Origin of the sequence: Staphylococcus sp. FSL K6-3157, assembly GCF_038005145.1 — a bacterium.
Classification (GTDB): domain Bacteria; phylum Bacillota; class Bacilli; order Staphylococcales; family Staphylococcaceae; genus Staphylococcus; species Staphylococcus equorum.
In genome coordinates this window covers 275,591-295,659 of sequence record NZ_JBBOSM010000001.1, presented here as the reverse complement: position 1 = coordinate 295,659, position 20,069 = coordinate 275,591, and the positions used below count along the sequence as shown (strand labels likewise).

Sequence of the window (20,069 nt, the reverse complement as noted above, 5' to 3'; positions counted from 1 at the left end):
TTGAATTCATCATGTAATTCAAAATCTACAGCCTTGATACAATTCGTATTTTGTTTTGAAAATCTCACTAGTGGTATACAATTAATATAAAGGTATAACATGAAATCATTTTTTATATTCTTTAAATAAAGGAGGCATTTTTGTGTCCATATTTTATTTTTTAATATTTATAGTAATTGTTTTAATTATCTATTTCATTTTCAGAAAAAATTATAAAAAAGAAGCTGCAGTTAATAAAAGAAAACGTAAACGTGAAAAAAGAGTAGCAAACTATATTAGCGAAGCTTTTAAAATAGAAAATTTAGAAGATGTTAAAGAAAGTAAAACAACAATTGCTTTGGTTTATCCTAAAGAAACATTAGATGTTGAACCTGAACAAGTCGTAAAAGTAGAAAATCAAAGTGAAGAAAAAGTCGTAACAGAATTTGAAATGCCTGAAGGTATTAAAAGAGAAGAATTATATGACTTTTCTCTTAAACACACTAAATTTTATATCGCACATGATCGTTACGCACGTCTTAAAACGGTTGATGAAAATGAACAAACAAATAGTGGCATTATAAAATAATTCAATTGTTAAAGGAGTATGTATATGACACCAATTGTTAAAGCTTATTCAAATGATGAAGACATTGAAATTAATATCAACACATTAAAAGATCAAAAAATTAATGCAAAAGATATTTATGTTCTATCTCATGATGCAGATCATACAGAACGCATCGTGAAAAATACAGAAGTCTCAGGTATTGATTACAATCGTTCTGATGTTGGCGAAAAAGAACCAAATCAAGGTGACCAACTAAGAGATAAGTTACAAATTCTTGGCGTTTCTGAAAGTGATGCGCAAGATTACGAAGAACTTATGGATCAAGGTAATGTACTACTCATTGTTACAGATCAACGCGCAGTTAATGTACTCTAAAATTAAATTATTTAGCTAAACCAATGTACCCCGCATTCTTTTAATTAGGATGCGGGGTACATTGGTCTTTTATACATATTTATTATAATTGATTAAAGTTATTTTCTTGAAGATCTGTAATTTTAGCAATTTCTACTTTTTGGTCTTTAGGCTCCAATACATGTAAATACTGTTCATCGTCGTTATCTTCAATTTTCTTTACAGTAATACGGTCATGTTCTATAGTTTCGATAATTATTTCTGAATGCTTATTTAAAGCCTCTTTAATATGTTGCTTATCCATGCTACAACCTCCTTAAATAAAAGCTGATTATATTTCGAATCTCTTCATCTTCTACCCTTAAAGTATTTTTCAAATCAAAGAAAACATAACCAACCTATTTATAAACCATTGAATATTGTTGTGACGAAAGTGAATGTAACAATTAAGGCTGAGACATGAATTTATGTCTCAGCCTTAATTATCAATTTTTATTAACTTAATATTACATCTACTAATTCTTCTGCAGTAGCTTTACCGAAATAATATGTAATGTCTATTTCACTTAAAGCTTTTAATAAATCCTCTTTGACTACACGTACGCCTTTGAGTTGTTCTTCAACATCTTTAATGTCGCCTTGTCCAAAAAAATCTCCATAAATACGACATGCTGAAATACGTCCTTTTTCTACAGAAAGAGAGATATCAATCGTGCCTGCCGCTAATCTCGCGTCTCTATTATATTCATAGCGTGGGGAACCACCAAAATTCCATTCCCAATTTTTATATTTTGACGCTAACATTTCATCGACGGCTTCCCAATCAGCATCAGTTAATTCGTAACGCTTTGCGTCATTCATATCATCAATGTCTAAAATCTCTTTAACCATCAGATCTTTAAATTCATGGATCGTTACATTTTGATATTCTGGTGCCAAATATTCACGAATATTGCCTACACGTGATCTTACGGATTTAATACCTTTGGATTCTATTTTTTTACGATTCGGCTTCAATACTTTAACCATAGGTTCATAATCTACATCCAATAATAAAGAATAGCCACCATAGATACGTCCCTTAATCAAAGTCATTGCTGCACCAGATACTTTTTTATCGTGAATGGCTAAATCATTACGTCCACTTTGCACAACTTCTGTTGCACCCAGTTGATGTAAAGCATGTATACCTGGTTCGTAAAAGCGTTTAAAATTACCATAAATTGTATCGTCTTTTTCTAAAATACAACACATATTCACTGCACCACTGTCTACATAAACTGCGCCACCACCTGTATCACGGCGAACAACTTGAATACCATGTTCGTCTAAATAATCTTGGTTAATTTCTACAGCAGTATTTTGAAAACGACCTATCTCCACTTTTGGATCACAGATATACGGGAATAAGATATCTTCATTTAAAAATATATTTTGGCTAACGTGAATTTGCATCGCTAATGCAACTGCACCGTCTGTTATATATTCGCCATTGCGAATAGGTTCAATTAAATACATATTGTTCTCCTATATAGTTAATTTTTTGTTGGCTTCAGTTATGAGTGTTGAAATATCTTCGGTTAGATGTATTGTTCTATCTCGAATATTTTCTGGAATACGATATGCTTTCTTATTCATTGTCATAAATAAAGCATTTGGATTATGTCGTGTCATGCGTTGAAAAGGTTGTTTCACATATTGTGGTGTCGTATAGCCGATACCTATTTCTAGATATAATACTTTATCTTCTTTATGTGCATCAAGGAACTGATTATAGCGAGATAACTGCGCATGAAAATCAGCATCCTCTACCATACCAACTTGTGCTTTTCGTTTATTGATTTCCATGGGCGCATCACATTCAGGACAATGCGGCAAGAGTTCTCGTGGTACTTCCATATGCTCTTGTTCTACAATCATTTGACGTATTGCAGCATCATCACGGTAAGTCTGCGCATGACAATGTTGACTACATTGCCACAAGATATACTCTCCTTGAATATGAAAAACTTTATCCAAATCAAAATCAGCTACCGCAAATGCATTATCTGCATTCGTCGTGATGATATGATAATCTTTATTACTTAAAATTTGATTAAGCGCAGTATAAGATGCGCCTACAGGCTGGTCTAAATAATTCAGCGCAACAAATCGACTTTGAAAAGCCCAATATTCTTGCCAACTTTCGAATGTATGAAGGCTTGCTTGTAACATATCAAAGAAACCGTATTTTTTAATAAAATCCGGGAAATTTTGTGTGAAACGTTCACCTATATACGTAAAACCATCTGACGCTGACATACCGGCACCTATCCCAACCACAACTGCGTCCGCTTCATTTAAAGCATCTGCTAATATATCGGATTGTCGATTATAACTAGTATTTAAGACATCCCAAGTTGATTCAGCCATAATGTTTCAGTCCTTCCTTATACAATGCAGCATCTTTATCTGTAAACACATTGAAAACAACTGTGATATCAGAATCATGTTCTCTTTTATATTGCATTACAGTCGAAATTGCTATCTGTCTAGCCTCATCTTGAGGAAAACCAAATACGCCTGTTGAAATACAACAAAAAGCAATGCTTGATAATTTTTGCTGATCCGCAAGTTCGAGACAGCTTCGATACGAGCGCGCAAGTAAATCACGGTTCATTTGTGACACCGGTGTTTTACGAATTTGTGGTCCTACTGTATGAATGACATATTGAGCAGGCAAGTTATAAGCAGGGGTGATTTTTGCTTTACCAACACCTTCACGTCTACCTTGTTTATCTATTAAATTTGCACAAGCTAAACGCAACTGGACGCCTGCTTTAGTATGGATGATATTATCGATACAGTTATGATTCGGCTCAAAACAGCCTAACAGCTTACTGTTAGCCGCGTTTACAATAGCGTCTACCTCAAGCTGCGTGATATCACCTTGCCATAAATATATATCGTCATTGAGATATGGGGTTAATGATGTTAACGACGTAACTTGTTGCGCATTGTAATTTTTTAAAAATGCATCTTGCACCTCAATAAAATCTGCTTCAATCGGTGTTGCTGGTCTTACATTTACTAACCCTCGAAACGTTTCGAAACGTTCTATTTCCGTATCAGGTAAGTCTGCAATGGCGCCGTCCTGTGTTTCTTGCCACAAATACTCAATTAAATACGCTAAACGTTCTGTTTGTTGCATAATTTATGCCTCAGGAAGTGCATTAAATGCTGCTTCGTCAACATTTTCTAATTTAACCAACCAATTTTCTTCAGCTTTTTCAGAATTTAAAAGCGTTGGTTCATCTTCAGCTTTTGTATTACGTGCAACAATTTTACCTGCTAATGGTGATTGAACGTCTAATACTGTTTTAGAAGCTTCAATACTAACAATTTCGTCATCGACTTTAATGTCGTCGCCACCCATAAATTCAACATAACCTACTGTTCCTACATCATCTTGCAATTCAGGTGTCATACTGTATACGTACTGCTCTCCAACTTTTTCTACCCATAAATAATTAGCTAATTTTTTCATAAAATATCTTCCTTTCATCAACTTGTTATAAATATATTTGCGCGAGTAATTCGATTGTACGACAGCGTTGCGCTATGTCTGGGATCAAAGGTACAACCATCACTTCGTCAGCATTAAATGTTTGAATCATTGTGTCTATTTGTTTTTTTGCACTTTCTTTTGTACCTACAATTATACGAGCTCGGCTTTGAGTAATCAAACGTTCATCTCTTTCAGAACGTGAATATGATTGTGCTGTTTCGATAGAAGGTAGACGTTCAAATTCGGCAAATTGTTGTTTTCCTAGTAGCCAAACTTCTAATGATTGAGCTAGTGCTTCTGCTTCTGATGCTGTATCAGCAACTGCAACAAATGTAGTGAGCATAACAGTAGGTTTCATATTTAATGCCGTAGGTTTAAAGGCTTCTCTATAAGCTTGTACACTGCTTTCAGCTTTTTTAATTGCTTTTTCATTAGGTAATAAAAAAGTTCCCAGTGTATATCCCATGCCTTGACGTCCTGCCATTTGTGCAGACGGTACACTCGTACTTAATAGCCACATTTGAGGCACAGTAGTAACACGAGGTTGTGCAAATACTTGTTTAAAACGTTGCTCTGGTTCACGCTCCGTTAGATAATGTCGCACATCGGTAATAGACTGCTCGTAGTCTAAGAAATGTGTTTTCGTTTCATTCATAGCTTGTTTTACACTGGGTGTACCTGAATTATTACCGATACCTAAGTCTACTCGCCTAGGGTAAAATGCTTCTAATAATCGAAAATTTTCAGCCACTTTAAACGGACTATAATGCGGTAACATCACTCCACCCGAACCGAGTCGGATTTGCTTCGTCTTTGCCAGTAATTGCATCATCAATAATTCTGGACTACTACATGCAAACGCCGGTACATTATGATGTTCCGTCATCCAAAAGCGCTTATAACCAAGTTTGTCTGCTAATTGCGCTAAGCGTACTGTATCCTGTAAGGCATCTTGTGCTGACTTGCCTTCATCAATAACAGCATAATCTAAAATATTCAATTGAACCACGTTGGTTACCACCTCCACCAATACTGACCTTATATACTTTGTCGTACTTATAATGTAAGCACTTTTGTTTGAGTGTATATCGTATCTCAGTTATGCTAAGATTCATGTACAAAACTTTAGACACGTATCTGCAAAACATGTTTCCCTTTTTTAAATTACCCTCACCCTCTAGGATAACTGATATAGAAAATTTTTGTTACATTTTGCTTGAAAAAATTACCATATTTTTTATTTAATTGACCACGATATCCTATTAGTGTTAATTTTAAATTACATATTACAACGAAGATCGAGGTTATAGTTATGAAAACTCATTATCAAGCATTATTCGAACCATTAACGTTACCCAATGGCGTCGTCTTCAATAACCGTTTTGTGCTATCACCTATGACTACGAATTCCTCAACACAAGACGGACATATTACTGAGCAAGACTTACGCTATGCACAACGCCGGGCACACGCTGCGCCCTTGCAAGTAACAGGTGCAGCCTATATCGAACCTTATGGTCAATTATTTGAATATGGTTTTAGTATCACTGATGACAGTTGTATACCTGGTTTGAAAAAATTAGCAACTGCAATGAAAAAAAATGGCAATAAAGCCATTTTACAACTGACTCACGCAGGACGATTTTCAAATCAAGCCATCTTAAATTATGGCCAAGTTTATGGCCCAAGCGCTATGTCCTTAAATTCTCCTATTCAACATGACGTTCTAGCTATGTCTTTAGATAAAATCACTTCTGTAACGCATCAATATGCGGAGGCAACTTCTCGTGCTATACAAGCTGGTTTTGATGGTGTAGAAGTTTCAGCTGCCCAACGCTTACTTATACAAACATTTTTCTCTACTTTTTCTAATCAACGTACAGATCAATACGGAAATCAAAGTTTAGATAATCGTGCCCGAATCGGGTTGGAAATACTAGCTGCTGTACAAAAAGTCATTGATAAAGAAGCACCACCACAATTTATTTTAGGCTATCGCGCTACACCTGAGGAAACAAGAGGGAGTGATGTGGGGTATACAATAGACGAATTCAACGAACATCTTGATTGGGTATTAGATACAGCGAATATACAATATTTAGCAATCGCAAGTTGGGGGCGTCAAATTTATCAAAACAAAGTCCGTTCTGACGGCAAGCACACAGGAAAATATGTCAATGCTGTCGTCCATGATTACCTTGATGGTAGAATTCCTGTCATCGCTAGTGGTGGTATTAATTCACCTGAAAGTGCGCTTGATGCCTTACAACATGCAGATATGGTGGGGATGTCGTCTCCATTTGTGACGGAACCAGATTTTGTCTTAAAATTACAAGAAGACCGTCCAGAGGATATTGATTTACATGTAACCATCGACGATATTGATGAACTCGCAATCCCGTACGCGGCATTTAAAGATATCGTTAAAATGATGGACTACGGCGAAGGATTAAAAAAAGAAACCCGTGATGAGTTACGTAAACTTGAAACAAACTATGATCAAGTAGATTATAAAGCAATAGAAAAAGATTAATTTAAAATACTGACAAACTGAGCAGATAAAACAGCTTAGTTTGTCTTTTTTATATCGCGTATTTGTTTTGGAAAAATGAATTAACATCTCAAAATATGTAAAAAGCATTGGACCTTATCATGTCCAATGCTTCCTTGTTACATTTTATGTGAATTTAACCATTTTGTTTTGCAAATGCTTGGCCAATTGCATTTAATTTATGTGGTGCGTCATGTACTGCCATCTTCACTTCAACTAGATGCATCATTTCTGGTTGTGCCTCGATTTCGAGGAATGTATTTTGTAGTGTTTCACTCGTTGTCACATCGTGCACAATGACTTCATCTTTTCCACCGAAGACTGTTGGTAATAATTTATAATCCCACATTTTAATATCGTTGTATGACGCATTTTCTCCATGAATTTTACGTTCTACTGTATAACCGTCATTATTGATAACAAAAATAATCGGCTTGATTTGCGCTCTGATCATCGAAGACATTTCTTGTACTGTTAATTGTAAGGAACCGTCTCCAATTAACAATAAATTTCTACGCTGTGTGTTCGCCATCTGCGTACCCAGTGTCGCTGGTAAAGTATAGCCAATTGACCCCCATAATGGCTGTCCTATAAATTTATTGTTACTGTATAACGCTAAATCATAAGCACCAAAGAATGATGTGCCTTGTTCAGCTAATATCACGTCGTCTTGCTTAATAAAATCTTGCATCATTTTGAAATAAGTTGCTTGAGATAAAGGATCCCCATTCAAATCGTATTGATTTTCTTTAGGACGTAGAAATTGAGGGAACGTTGCGTCATTAACGTAATTAATTGTATTTAAGCCATCCAATAAATCGATAAGTGATACTTCCATATCTTTCGTTTCATTCATTTTGAAGTGACGATGATTGATCATAACGACATCATCAATATCAAATTGATACGAATACCCTGCAGTTGCAGAATCTGTTAATTTCGCTCCAATATTTAAAATTGCATCACTTTGATCCACGTAATTTCTAATACCTTCTTCTGCTAATGAGCCATCATAAATACCCATGTAATATGGGTTTTCTTCATTAAATGAACCTTTGCCTAATGATAATTGTGCAACAGGAATTTGCGTTTGATTCACAAATTGTTCAAGCTTTTCATGTAAATCGAAACTATTAATCTCATGGCCTGTGATTATGACTGGTTTATCCGCACTTTGTAACTTTTCTTTGATCATGTTCACATACTTAGCAACATCCATCCCCTGATGTTGTGGCACTTCAAACGGTTGGTCTACTTCAATTTCTACGCTTGCTACGTCAATTGGTAAATGTATGTGCACTGGGCGTTTTTCAATTAATGCAGCTTCAATTACTCTAGGAATTTCTGACTGGGCATTTTCAGGCGTAAGATACGCTTGTGTCGTCGTAATCGGTTCATACATTTTTCTGTAGTCATCAAAATTTCCTTCTCCTAAGGAATGATGCACATACTTCCCTGCCTTTTCTACTGCTCTTGTAGGCGCACCGGTAATTTGAATAACCGGCACACGTTCAGCATATGCACCAGCAATACCGTTAACAGCACTGAGTTCTCCTACACCAAATGTTGTTACCATTGCACTCATCCCTTTTAAGCGCGCATAGCCGTCAGCCGCATAACTAGCATTTAATTCATTTGTGTTACCAACCCAGTCCATATCATCGCGACTAATAATATCATCTAGAAAAGTCAGATTAAAGTCACCTGGCACACCGAATACTTTATCGACGCCTACAGCGCTGATACAGTCCATTAAATATTGTCCTATACGTTTTTTCATTCATCATTTCCCCTTTTTTATCCATCTCTATTACACTACAAACTTAACTTAATAGAGATAAAAGGTCAATGATGTTGACTTTATTTTTTGCTATTTTTTATATGTTAATTCTAATTGATGAATCATATGTGTCAGCATTTCATTATGAGGTGTCGCCACACCACAGGCTTTACCGTATGTAACAATTTGTCCATTTAAATAATCTATTTCTGTTAGCCGCCCTTTATATAAATCTTGATGCATTGATGGATAATGTAAACCTTGTGATTCAATTGGATAAGCAGCTTCAATTTTGTTAATTAAATTTTCAAAATTGAGTTCTAGTCCTCGTGCATGAGCCACAGCCACGATTTCTTCAATAATAGGAATAACCATTTGTCGTGCTTGTTCATATAGTGAAAATTGGTTTATTGTTTTATCTAAGATCGTGCATAATGGATTCAGTACACTGTTCAATGTAGCTTTTGACCATATAGATTCAAAGACATTATCACTAATTGTAGAATTTAATTTTGCATTATTAAAAATTGTATTAATCGCTTCTGTACGATAGTCTTCCCCACCGTCTGCGCGTTGCAGTTCTATTGTTCCTGTACCTTCTAACAGTATTTGTCCAGGCCCTCTTAAACCTGCTGTCCACATCGTTACTGCTAAAAATATTTGTGATTTCGGTATAATTTTAGCAAAACGTTCTTCATGTCCTAAGCCATTCATCATTGTTAATACCGCCGTCGTTTCTTTAATCGCATTAGCTTCATTCAACGCCTCAATCATTGCTTCTGAATCCATCGCTTTTGTTAAAATGATAATCAAATCATATTGCTCATCGATTTGTCCTGGCAACTGCGCTTTGATATTAATATGATATGTATCTTTTTCGGTTTGTATATTCAAGCCATGTTGCTGAATATTTGTAATGTGTTCTGTCCAATAATCTATTAAAGTTACATCATATCCTGCTTCGGCAATTTGCGTTCCAACACGACCACCCATTGCTCCTGCCCCTGCAATTGCTATCTTAACCATACAATCATCCTTCCTTTTATTTCATAATAGTAATTCAACAAGTTAATTCCGCTATAGTTAGAAAATTCTTAATTTTTAAATAGTATAAAGTTGTTTAATAATTTAATCTTTCTTATTCTCGTCTTTTAAATATTTTACTTCTTGAAATCCTGTACGATAAGAAGCAAATTCTTCCATTATGTCATACCAATCATTGCCAACTTTTTTCTGTATATCTTGAAATAAATCATTTTGTGCCTTATTAAGTTCTTGTACTAATTTGGTTCCTTTTTCTGTGGGGTACAAGGCTTTAATACGTTTATCCGTTTCGGTTGGTTGTTCAGTGATATATGCCTCATCTTTTAATTTTTTCAACGTTGCATGACTGCCTTGTTTAGAAATCTCTAAACTTTTCAATAAATCTTTTATTGTAATTCCAGGTACTTTTTCGATAAAAAATAAGAACCTATGATGTTGTCTATTTAAGCCATATGCTTCAATAATTTCATCTGCTGTATTTATAAACGTTTTGTAAGCAAAATAAAATAACAAATTCTCATAATCATTATTATTACTTTCCATTATTCACATTCCTTTTTTGTAATTTTTAGCGCATCGGCGGGGGTTACTAATTAATATCTTTATTACAGTTCAGTTGATTATTACAAGTGCTTTAAATGTGGCTCCAATAATACGGAAAGTTCTCCTACTAAAGTATCTATATCACATGGTTTTGATTCTTCAATCCACCATATAATAACGCCTACTACAGCAGAGGATAAAAACTGGGCAGTAATTTCACTGTTTTGTTTATTTATGGTGTCGCGCATTTTCTTTGATAATGTTTGCTTAAGCATATTAAGATCTGACTTTTTAACCAAAGTTTTCAAAATATCGTACTGATCGTCAATAACGTACATGACTTCACGCAACGTTTCTTTATTATCTCCTGATTCTGCAAGATAAATATTGCATTTATCCACTGCTGCGCCCAAAATATAATCAATTGCATGATCTAAAATGTCGTACTTATCTATAAAATTCAAATAAATGGTACCTCTATTTATATTGGCATGTTGAGCAATATCATTCATTGATATTTTATCAAAGTCTTTTTCTCTAATCAGTTCAACAAAGCTACGAATAATAAGTTTTTGGGATTTTTCTTTTCGTTTATCCATTTTAACTCCTTTTAATATCAACAATTTTTAATATTTGTTCATTAAACATCAACAAGGTTGTATTGTTCATTGAGTTTAAATCTTATTGATGATAACTTCAAGTTATTAAACAATTGTTCAATAATTAAACTGGAGTGATAATGATATGAAAATTTTAATATATGGTGCAGGTGTACAGGGGCAATTTTTAGCTCACGCACTAAATACCAAAGATAATGACATTACAATGTTTGCACGTGGAAAAACTTTAGAGCACTTGAATGAAAAAGGTTTAAAACTTAAGCATTCATTGCAAAGGAAGACAACAAATGAACCTATAACAACGATAAGTACACTTTCAGAACATGATATTTATGATGTTATTTTTGTAACTATGAAGTATTCAGATTTTTACAATGTCGTACCAACATTAGCTCAAAACAAAAGTGAAAACATTATTTTCATTGGAAATAACATGAATCCTAAATTACTACAAAGCACATTGACGCAACAGAGTAATCACCTTAAGCATATCACTTTCGGCTTTTTAATGACTGGTGGTTCAAGAGAAGCAAGTCATACTAATATTTTAAGATTTAATGCTGGAGAGCTCAAAGTAGGAAACATGCATGGGGAAATTACGTTCTCAGACAAACTAAATTCAATATTTAAAAATGCGAAAATCAAACTAACTTATGAGCAGAACTTTGAAGATTGGTTGATGTCACACGCTGCTTTAGTCTTACCTTTAAACATGTTATTTATTCTAAAACAAAACCAAAACACTAGTGCGCATACGATAACCAAAGAAACGATAGCTGCTTTTACTGAACTACATCAATTGTTAGAACACAAAGGACATACTATAAAACCAAAAGCACAATCTGTTATATTTAAAAATTTCAAAGGATTATCCAATATAGTATTAAAAGCAGTTATGAACATTGGCCTCATCAATCAAACACAAGGTTCTTTTAAAGAGCTTGAAGCACTTTATAACGATGTTAAAGTACTCAATCAAAATACAGCACTAACTACAAGTCATCTAGATGCTCTATTTGAAGCGAGCAAATCCGTCAGTTAAAACGACTCAATTCATTGCAGTTAAAAAGGAGTGGGTATACGAAATCAAAATTTAATTTCGTATACCCACTCCCACTATGCTGACTAGATGATAGGTTCATTCTTTAATTTAGGTTATTTTATTTCAATTGTACGTTTCTTTAGAAATGAAGCATATCCTAAAATCACGTAAATCACAGTCACGATTGCAAATATCACTTCAAATATCATTACAAAATACAACACACTTTGTACTTTATGAGGTAAAGATTCAATTTCAAGTAAGTTATAGAGTGATGTCGCTGTTGTCACCCACGGGAAGGTTAATGCTGAGAATGAAAATCTAAAATTCAATTTATATAATTTCGGTATAAATGTTAATGAGTATATAAATATGAGTTGAGAGATAATCAACATCGTTATAATGTAAAACATTTGTGTATGTACTACACTTAATAAATAACCGTTTAAACAAAGTGAAGATGGTGCTGCTATGATGATTGTCATAGGAAATTGATTTTCGTTATATAATCGCCATGTCTTTTTAAACAGTACGACACATATTAATACTAAAAAGCATAGCGTCGCAATATACACGATCAATTCCCCAAAGAATGGTGAAAAATCTTCAGCAGTTTCTGAAATAACGCCAATTCCCACAAATGTAACAAACCAACTGGTACTCGGAACGATACGTTCATTTTCATGTAAATAAATATGGTAATAAATAAATAACCCAATAATAACAAACTGCAGTATCACAACGAACCACCACAACCAAATTATGATTTCCCAGGTAATATTCAATTGGTGGTATAAGATATAGAGTAATGTCAGAAACGTCATTGTAAACGTGGGAAAAGTCGCACATATATTACGGTCAGATAATTCTTTCAATACAATACTAGGAAATTGTATACATTTTAGTATAAATAATCCAACCACAATAACACTAATAATTAAAAATATTGTAGCTAAAACATTTCTATCCATAATGTACAAAAGATTACTTAATGCTGAAATACCCAATGCTAAGCCACAAATAGCAGTCGGTATTACACTTATAAATTTTCGAAACATATCATTTATTAATCCTTTTTATTTATATTTGAATATTACATACATTATAACTATACTATTTTATCGAATTCTAAGCGTTACATCTGTTTATATTGCTTTGAAAGCCGATATGATTCTTCTCATTTATCAAATGAATTTTAACACTAATATGTGACAGATAATACCTCACTGGGAATAATCTTTTTTATATAAACAAGCAGACCACTATTATTAATTATGGACTGCTTTACATTATTTTCATTACAGTTGTATATTAATCTTCAATAATGTCTAATCCATCTTTACGTAATTGTGCTAAGCCTTTTAACATTTGTTCAATATCATGATTCGAGTGTCGTTCCCATGTAGCTAATTTTGCTACAATTCTCAAAGGTTCCTTCGAGCGATATGAGCGAGTTGGGTTCCCAGGAAATTTTTTATCTGTGACATTAGGATCATTTTCAAATGTCCCAATAGGTTCAATAATATAAATGTATTCTTGTGCCGGTTCGTCAGCTAATGCAGCCGAAAGTTCTGCCCCCCACTTAGCTGTGTCTAGAGCCCCAGTAAAATAAATATGGTTCATTTTACGGTTTTGATAATTAGAAATTCGCTGTGTTTGTAGTAAATCACCTATTTGTAATTCAGCCTTTGTCCCATGAAAAAATGGTCCTTGATCCAACACTTCTTTTTGTTCTACCATTGTTCAACACTCCTTCTTCATCTAAGCTATTCACCAGTATAAACTGATAAACAATAAAGAAGTAGTCTATAATAATATTATTATTTAATGTATAATTAAGACAAAGGACCTCTGATTTTAAATCATATTAAAAAAGAGCAGAAGAAAATCAAAATTCGGAATTTGATTTCCTACTCCCCTCCAGAAATACAATTTTACAATCTTTCTAAATGAATCATTTCATCTGCTTTGTCTGTAAAAATACCATCAACGCCCCAATTTGCTAATTGATTTGCACGTAATTGCTTATTTACTGTCCAAACGTTTAATACATAGCCCGCATTTTTGATTTTTTTAACACGTGCTTGCGTCAATTTCGCATCTTCAATATTCACTATTTTCGAACCACAATAATCTAATAGCGTTCTCCAATCATCACCAAAAGCTGCAGATTTAAATATGACAGCTCTCTCATAATCAGGCATAAACTGCTCTGCTAATTTCACTAAAACCAAATTAAAACTTGATATCAATACATTTAACTCCGAATCTAATCCTTTTAATTTATCTGCAACTTGTTTAATCATACTTTCAGATAATACTGTGCCGTTCGGACCTGTAACGCCCTTCAATTCAATGTTTAAGTTCATGTTATAAGCATTTGCCAATTCAATAACCTCATCAAACGTAGGTAGTTTTTCTGCTTCAAATTCTGTGCCAAACCAGCTACCTGCTGATGTATCTTTGATGTCGGAATAATTTAATTGTGTCACTTCTCCTACCATATTCGTTGTTCGATCTAAAAAATCATCATGGATTAAAATCAACTGTTCATCTTTAGTAATCGCTACATCTAACTCAATCCACTTTAATCCAGGCGTATTCCCAGCTTCTTTATAAGACGCGAGCGTATTTTCTGGTGCTTTACTTGGTAAACCTCTATGTCCATAAACAGTAAACATATCATCATCCTCTTCAATTTAAATTTAATGCAAGTATGATATGGTATTAAAGATATTTCAAATATTCTTTGTTAATTCTGCATATTACTATAAAAAAACGTCCTTGAATTCTATAACAGAATTTCAAGAACGTTTTATTTTATCATTTTAATTTATGCTTTTGAGTTTACGTATGAAGTTGGGTCTACTGAATAACCGTTACCAATTCCGCCTTCCATGCGTTGGAAGTGTAAATGTGGTGCAGTAGAGTTACCAGTGCTACCTGACTCACCGATTTGTTGTCCTTCTTTAACTTGGTCACCTTTTTGAACGTTTAATGAATTCATGTGCATATACCATTGATAGTTGTCACTGTTTTGTTCTTGGATTGTAACTTGGTTTCCTCCACCATAATTACTCCAACCACTTTGAACAACAGTGCCATCTGCTAATGAATACACTGGTGTGTTTTCATCCATTGCATAGTCCACACCGTAATGTGCGCCGCCACCATGATATTGACCATATGGTTGCATTTGACTATTACTTGTTAACCAATTTGATGAACTTGTGCTGTTATTATTGTTTGATGATGTATTGTTATTTGAAGCTTCTGATGTGCTTGCGTTGTTATTGTTGTTTGATGATGCATTGTTGTTTGAAGCTTCTGATGTGCTTGCGTTGTTATTGTTGTTTGATGATGCATTGTTGTTTGAAGCTTCTGATGAAGGTGCCGCTTCTTGTTGCGTAGCATGTCCTTCATTAGAACTATTTGTGTTTGTTGATTCTGTAGCAGGTGTATTTGTTGTGTTCTCTACGTTATTTGACGTTGCATTTTGTTTCACATCTTCAACACCGTTACCGTCATTGCGTGTATAACTACTTTCATAGTTTTCGTTTGATGATGTGTTATTTTGTGTATAAGATGCGTTGTCATTAGTTGTTGTGCTTTGTTCTTGTGATGAAGTTTGAGCAGAAACTTCATTATTAGAACTTTGTGGTGCTTCTTGTGATTGCGCTGGTGCTTCATTTACATCGTATCCACTCTGTTGCACAGCTTCATGACTTTTATTAGCACTATAGTTGTTATCATTATATGCATTTGTTGCATTCGTATTTGTTGAGTTTGTGCCTTGATCATTCATAGGGAAATAGTAATAATGGTAATTTCCTTCTTCATCAATTAAATAGAAATAATATTGTTGTTGATCAAACAATGATTGATCCCAGTTTCCATCTAATGTATGGTGATAATTTCCACTATTATCTTCATCAATATAACCATATTCAAAGATATCATTTGTAGCTTGGTTACTTGAATATTGCGTACCTGATTGATTATTCTCTGATGCTTCTGCGTCTGACTGTGCTATGCCCACTGCTCCCAATGACAATGTAGCAATTGTTGCTGTAACGATTTTTTTCATAATTAATAAATCCTCCCAAAATTTTTCCTTAGCTAACAATAGCAAAGAAATTATATTAAGAGAATAGCAGAAACTGTTTTTTAATTTTTTGGTAATTGATTTGAGACACCTGTAATTATTTTGAAAATTCTATCTATAATATATATTAAAATATGCTTGGTATAAATTTTAAACATAACCACTTCTCAATGACATAAAAAAATATAGCATTACACCTTTTAAAAGAACTAATGCCTTTTTTATATTATTTGTTACGTGATACTATAGATATATTAAGAATGAAGGGGGCATATAATGGAGGATTTGAAAAACAGCTATGTAAATAGAGGTTCAAAAGCATATATTAAAATTATCGTTGCGCTTTTCATTTCAGGATTCACTATTTTTTCAGTACTATATAGCGTTCAACCATTGATCCCCCATTTCACACAATCATTTAATGTGAGTGAAACCGTTGCAAGTTTGGCATTGTCGGCTGCAACCTTGACATTAGCTTTTGCTATGCTTTTTTTTGGTGCAATATCGGAAGTAATTGGACGTAAACCTATTATGATTTTTTCTGTAATTTCGGTGTCATTATTAGCGCTAGTGCAACCGTTCATTACAGATTTCAATACCTTCTTAATTGTTAGGCTTATACAAGGTATCTGTTTAGCAGGCTTACCCTCTATCGCCATGGCATATATCGGTGAAGAAATTTCTGCGCATAGTTTACCCGAGGCAATGGGTATTTATATAAGTGGCAATGCCTTTGGTGGTGCGTTTGGTAGAATATTCACTGGATTTATTTCAAGTATTTATGGTTATCAAGTCGGCTTATTCTCCATTGCAATTATTAGTGTTGTCGCAGCAATATTATTTGCTTTCTTACTACCAGCATCTCGACATTTTGAGAAGCAACGTTTTTCTGTTAAAGCATTAGTATTGAGCTATAGTCAACATTTGAAAAACATTCGTTTACTAAAACCTTTTATGATTGGATTTCTATTATTAGGCTGTAACATCGCTGCTTTTAATTATATTGGCTTCGTGTTGGCAGCTAAACCTTATCAATTGCATGACAGTATTATTAGCTTTGTTTACTTATTATTCTTAATTGGTATGATATCTTCTATATTAAATGCAAAATTACGTAATAAATTAGGCACATTAAACGCTTTAAAATTCAGCATATTACTATTAATCGTTGGTATTTGGATTACACTTTTACCTTTTTTAGCTTTTAAAATACTCGGATTGGCATTCAGTGTTTATGCATTTTTCAGTGGTCACGCGATAGCAAGTGGCGTAGTTGCAAGTCGTGCTGAACATCATAAAGCGCAAGCATCTAGTTTATATCTATTATTTTATTACATGGGGTCATCTATTGGCGGTACATTAGCAGGTATCTTCTATGGGCTGATACAATGGCCAGGTGTTGTATTTATGATCACAGCTTTCATGATTATTGCATTTATTATTTCATTAACAATCAAACAGAAAACGGCTTACAAATCTTAAATTTAAGATTTATAAGCCGTTTCTTTTACTTCTTCAGTGTTTTTATCCAATTATATTAATGTTATTGTATAGGTGTCATTTGTGCTTCAAATTCATCAAGCAGTGTCCGGACTTCATCTGTTGTACTCGTACTCATCAGCTGATGTCTCAGTTCACCTGCACCTTTGATGCCACGTACATACACTTTAAAGAATCTGCGCAATGGTTTAAACTGACGGGGTTCTTCTTTTGTATATTTATCGAATAGGTCAAGATGTAATCTCAACAGACCTAATAGCTCTTCACTCGTATGCTCTTTTGATTCTTTTTCAAATGCATACGGATTTTGGAAAATTCCACGTCCAATCATTACACCATCAACGCCATACTTCTCTGCCAGTTCGAGTCCTGTTTTTCTATCCGGAATATCTCCGTTAATCGTTAATAATGTGTCCGGTGCGATTGCATCACGAACCTTTTTAATTTCTCCGATTAATTCCCAGTGCGCATCCACTTTACTCATTTCTTTACGCGTACGAAGATGAATCGATAGGTTCGCAATATCCTGCTCGAATACGTGTGTCAGCCAATCTCTCCACTCATCGATGTCAGAATAACCGAGTCGAGTCTTAACACTTACGGGAAGACCTCCTGCTTTAGCTGCTTGAATAATTTCAGCTGCAGTTTCAGGACGCTGAATTAGTCCTGAACCTTTACCTTTTGTTGCAACATTCGGCACAGGGCAACCCATATTTAAATCGATGCCTTTAAAGCCCATTTCTGCCATACCGATACTCATTTCACGGAAATGCTCTGGCTTATCTCCCCAAATGTGAGCGACAATAGGCTGTTCATCTTCAGTAAATGTTAAGCGTCCGCGTACACTGTGTACACCTTCAGGGTGGCAAAAGCTTTCTGTATTTGTAAACTCCGTGAAGAAAACGTCAGGTCTGCCTGCTTCACTGACAACGTGACGAAAAACAACATCTGTAACATCTTCCATTGGTGCCAAAACAAAAAATGGACGTGGTAATTCACGCCAAAAGTTTTCTTTCATATATATTTAAACCTTCTTATCTATTATTATCTCGAATTTTTATCCATGACGATATTACCACAAAAAGTCAATTTACACAAAAGTATTATGACTGTTAAAAAGCCTGAATAGAGTACTTCTACACGTGTATATAACTCCTCTAACTTTTTATTTATTTAAATCCATTTTCTCTTTTCGAATATATCATTTAATTTGTGACTCTATAACTATACATACTGCTTAATAGTCCCACGCAAAGTATAATTGACGCGAAAATCAGTGCTGCATTATAATTTCCAGATTCACCGATCAATACACCAGAAAGTGCTGGTGCAATCATTTGTCCCAAACTATAAATAACCGTTAATGAAGCAACTAAATTTATTTTACTATTACTTTGAAACATTAACGTTTGTGCTTTAGACATAAACAATGTCGTTAACCCAAGAAATGTAGCACCAAATAAAATAGAACTTATCACTAGACTCGTTATGCTTTCTGAAAAAACAGGCAATATTACGGCAATAATTTGTAAAATAAATGCTAAATTAGTTGCTTTACTGTACCCTAATTTTTCAGCCATCATAGACCATAAAATCGTCGATGGAATAGCTCCTAATCCTACAAACATCCAACTTAACGCTGCATAATCTGCAAATTCAGGTATGGATTTAACGATTGCTACTAAAAATGTACCTGTAATTATGTAACCCGCACCTTCACAAAAATACGCTATTGAAAATCCCCAAATAAATTTTTTATTCAATTTAACTTTCGGTTTATCTTCCTTTTCATTTAAGGTTTGTGTTTCATTTTCAACATTTGAATTTTGGCGCATACCAAAAAACACAAAACTTCCCATAACTAAAGCAAAAACGCCCAGTAAAATCCACGTTATCTTCCAATTATTTTCTGTAGTGAATAAAAATATGAATATACTACTTGTGAAAATGCCTAGACCCACACCACTATAAAGCATACCTGAGATACGACCTTTGTTCGCTGCTCTCAATGCTTCGAGCGCCACATTTGAGGCTAAAACAAAAACCGTTCCACTCGTTATCCCTGCGATTAAACGGAAAATTATCCATAATGTAAAATTATCAAATAATCCCATCAATATTGTTGAAACTATATTGATTAGTAAATAAACTTTCAAATCTGTAACCTTGCTAAACACAACTATCCATATAGGAATAATTGCTCCAATTAAATAACCTAAGTAATTAATAGTTGCAAGTAATCCTGCACTCTGGTTATCCATATGTCCCGTTTGTTGCATAAACGGCATAATAGGTGTGTATGCAAAACGTCCAATTGCCATAACTATAAACAAACAAATCATACCTAATATAAGTTGCCGATAAGCTTTTTGCATTTCACCACACCTTTCTTTACTAATTACTCCATTATACGCCTAAGATATATTTTTAGAA

Annotated in this window: 21 protein-coding genes; 5 read left to right on the top strand and 16 right to left on the bottom strand. The window is 34.1% G+C overall.

Annotated elements, in window-relative coordinates; all coding sequences use genetic code 11:
• Nucleotides 1-142 precede the first annotated feature (142 nt).
• Both MHB47_RS01300 and MHB47_RS01295 read left to right on the top strand, forming a co-directional pair.
• Nucleotides 143-568 carry a hypothetical protein gene (locus MHB47_RS01300; RefSeq protein ID WP_002506496.1) on the top strand — a complete coding sequence of 142 codons (426 nt, stop codon included), beginning with the start codon at nucleotides 143-145 and terminating at the stop codon, nucleotides 566-568.
• Between the two features lie 24 nt (nucleotides 569-592).
• Nucleotides 593-925 (top strand): general stress protein, encoded by a 333-nt coding sequence (locus MHB47_RS01295; RefSeq protein WP_340754521.1) that lies wholly within the window; start codon nucleotides 593-595, stop codon nucleotides 923-925.
• An 82-nt stretch (nucleotides 926-1,007) separates the two neighbouring features.
• On the opposite strand, the gene MHB47_RS01290 is transcribed toward MHB47_RS01295, so the two are convergent.
• The 6 genes from MHB47_RS01290 to MHB47_RS01265 all read right to left on the bottom strand — a co-directional run bounded on the left by MHB47_RS01290 (nucleotide 1,008) and on the right by MHB47_RS01265 (nucleotide 5,460).
• On the bottom strand, nucleotides 1,008-1,208 hold the full coding sequence (locus tag MHB47_RS01290) for a hypothetical protein (protein WP_002511628.1): 201 nt from the start codon (nucleotides 1,206-1,208) through the stop codon (nucleotides 1,008-1,010).
• Between the two features lie 191 nt (nucleotides 1,209-1,399).
• Nucleotides 1,400-2,422 (bottom strand): lipoate--protein ligase, encoded by a 1,023-nt coding sequence (locus MHB47_RS01285; protein WP_002511629.1) that lies wholly within the window; start codon nucleotides 2,420-2,422, stop codon nucleotides 1,400-1,402.
• Nucleotides 2,423-2,431: 9 nt separating this feature from the next.
• Nucleotides 2,432-3,316, bottom strand: a complete 885-nt coding sequence (locus MHB47_RS01280) for an SIR2 family NAD-dependent protein deacylase (protein WP_340754519.1) — start codon at nucleotides 3,314-3,316, stop codon at nucleotides 2,432-2,434.
• Nucleotides 3,309-4,094, bottom strand: a complete 786-nt coding sequence (locus tag MHB47_RS01275) for a protein-ADP-ribose hydrolase (protein ID WP_340754518.1) — start codon at nucleotides 4,092-4,094, stop codon at nucleotides 3,309-3,311. Before MHB47_RS01275 ends, MHB47_RS01280 begins: the two co-directional genes overlap by 8 nt.
• Nucleotides 4,095-4,097: 3 nt before the next feature.
• The gene (locus tag MHB47_RS01270; RefSeq protein WP_002506490.1) at nucleotides 4,098-4,430 is read right to left on the bottom strand and encodes a glycine cleavage system protein H; all 333 of its coding nucleotides are present in this window, start codon (nucleotides 4,428-4,430) and stop codon (nucleotides 4,098-4,100) included.
• 25 nt (nucleotides 4,431-4,455) lie between these two features.
• On the bottom strand, nucleotides 4,456-5,460 hold the full coding sequence (locus MHB47_RS01265) for an LLM class flavin-dependent oxidoreductase (RefSeq protein ID WP_340754516.1): 1,005 nt from the start codon (nucleotides 5,458-5,460) through the stop codon (nucleotides 4,456-4,458).
• A 303-nt stretch (nucleotides 5,461-5,763) separates the two neighbouring features.
• Between MHB47_RS01265 and MHB47_RS01260 the strand changes: the two genes are divergently transcribed.
• Nucleotides 5,764-6,984 (top strand): NADH-dependent flavin oxidoreductase, encoded by a 1,221-nt coding sequence (locus MHB47_RS01260; RefSeq protein WP_340754514.1) that lies wholly within the window; start codon nucleotides 5,764-5,766, stop codon nucleotides 6,982-6,984.
• Nucleotides 6,985-7,138: 154 nt separating this feature from the next.
• Here MHB47_RS01260 and MHB47_RS01255 read toward each other — a convergent pair whose 3' ends face one another.
• From MHB47_RS01255 to MHB47_RS01240, 4 genes are all read right to left on the bottom strand, one after another.
• Entirely contained in the window at nucleotides 7,139-8,782 is a 1,644-nt protein-coding gene (locus tag MHB47_RS01255; protein ID WP_340754512.1) for an alpha-keto acid decarboxylase family protein, read from the bottom strand.
• A gap of 90 nt (nucleotides 8,783-8,872) precedes the next feature.
• Nucleotides 8,873-9,808: a ketopantoate reductase family protein gene (locus tag MHB47_RS01250; protein ID WP_340754510.1), complete on the bottom strand. Its 936-nt coding sequence runs from the start codon at nucleotides 9,806-9,808 to the stop codon at nucleotides 8,873-8,875.
• A 102-nt stretch (nucleotides 9,809-9,910) separates the two neighbouring features.
• A complete protein-coding gene (locus MHB47_RS01245) occupies nucleotides 9,911-10,369 on the bottom strand; it encodes a MarR family winged helix-turn-helix transcriptional regulator (protein ID WP_107510670.1) in 459 nt (152 codons plus the stop codon).
• Nucleotides 10,370-10,449: 80 nt separating this feature from the next.
• Entirely contained in the window at nucleotides 10,450-10,968 is a 519-nt protein-coding gene (locus MHB47_RS01240) for a TetR/AcrR family transcriptional regulator (RefSeq protein WP_069818404.1), read from the bottom strand.
• A 145-nt stretch (nucleotides 10,969-11,113) separates the two neighbouring features.
• On the opposite strand from MHB47_RS01240, the gene MHB47_RS01235 reads away from it, so the two are divergent.
• Entirely contained in the window at nucleotides 11,114-12,031 is a 918-nt protein-coding gene (locus MHB47_RS01235; RefSeq protein ID WP_340754506.1) for a ketopantoate reductase family protein, read from the top strand.
• A 113-nt stretch (nucleotides 12,032-12,144) separates the two neighbouring features.
• Here the strand turns inward: MHB47_RS01235 and MHB47_RS01230 are convergent, their stop codons facing one another.
• From MHB47_RS01230 to MHB47_RS01215, 4 genes are all read right to left on the bottom strand, one after another.
• Nucleotides 12,145-13,089 carry a TDT family transporter gene (locus MHB47_RS01230; RefSeq protein WP_340754504.1) on the bottom strand — a complete coding sequence of 315 codons (945 nt, stop codon included), beginning with the start codon at nucleotides 13,087-13,089 and terminating at the stop codon, nucleotides 12,145-12,147.
• A 253-nt stretch (nucleotides 13,090-13,342) separates the two neighbouring features.
• Nucleotides 13,343-13,771, bottom strand: coding sequence for an NAD(+)--rifampin ADP-ribosyltransferase (gene arr / locus MHB47_RS01225; protein WP_340754502.1), 429 nt, complete (start codon nucleotides 13,769-13,771; stop codon nucleotides 13,343-13,345).
• A gap of 194 nt (nucleotides 13,772-13,965) precedes the next feature.
• Nucleotides 13,966-14,712, bottom strand: coding sequence for a glycerophosphodiester phosphodiesterase family protein (locus MHB47_RS01220; RefSeq protein ID WP_318420132.1), 747 nt, complete (start codon nucleotides 14,710-14,712; stop codon nucleotides 13,966-13,968).
• Between the two features lie 152 nt (nucleotides 14,713-14,864).
• On the bottom strand, nucleotides 14,865-16,118 hold the full coding sequence (locus MHB47_RS01215) for a M23 family metallopeptidase (RefSeq protein WP_340754497.1): 1,254 nt from the start codon (nucleotides 16,116-16,118) through the stop codon (nucleotides 14,865-14,867).
• Nucleotides 16,119-16,412: 294 nt separating this feature from the next.
• On the opposite strand from MHB47_RS01215, the gene MHB47_RS01210 reads away from it, so the two are divergent.
• A complete protein-coding gene (locus tag MHB47_RS01210; RefSeq protein WP_340754495.1) occupies nucleotides 16,413-17,618 on the top strand; it encodes an MFS transporter in 1,206 nt (401 codons plus the stop codon).
• Nucleotides 17,619-17,679: 61 nt separating this feature from the next.
• On the opposite strand, the gene MHB47_RS01205 is transcribed toward MHB47_RS01210, so the two are convergent.
• Together MHB47_RS01205 and MHB47_RS01200 are read right to left on the bottom strand one after the other, a co-directional pair.
• On the bottom strand, nucleotides 17,680-18,654 hold the full coding sequence (locus tag MHB47_RS01205; protein ID WP_107516719.1) for a tRNA dihydrouridine synthase: 975 nt from the start codon (nucleotides 18,652-18,654) through the stop codon (nucleotides 17,680-17,682).
• Nucleotides 18,655-18,841: 187 nt separating this feature from the next.
• The gene (locus tag MHB47_RS01200) at nucleotides 18,842-20,011 is read right to left on the bottom strand and encodes a YbfB/YjiJ family MFS transporter (RefSeq protein WP_002506476.1); all 1,170 of its coding nucleotides are present in this window, start codon (nucleotides 20,009-20,011) and stop codon (nucleotides 18,842-18,844) included.
• Nucleotides 20,012-20,069 lie beyond the last annotated feature (58 nt).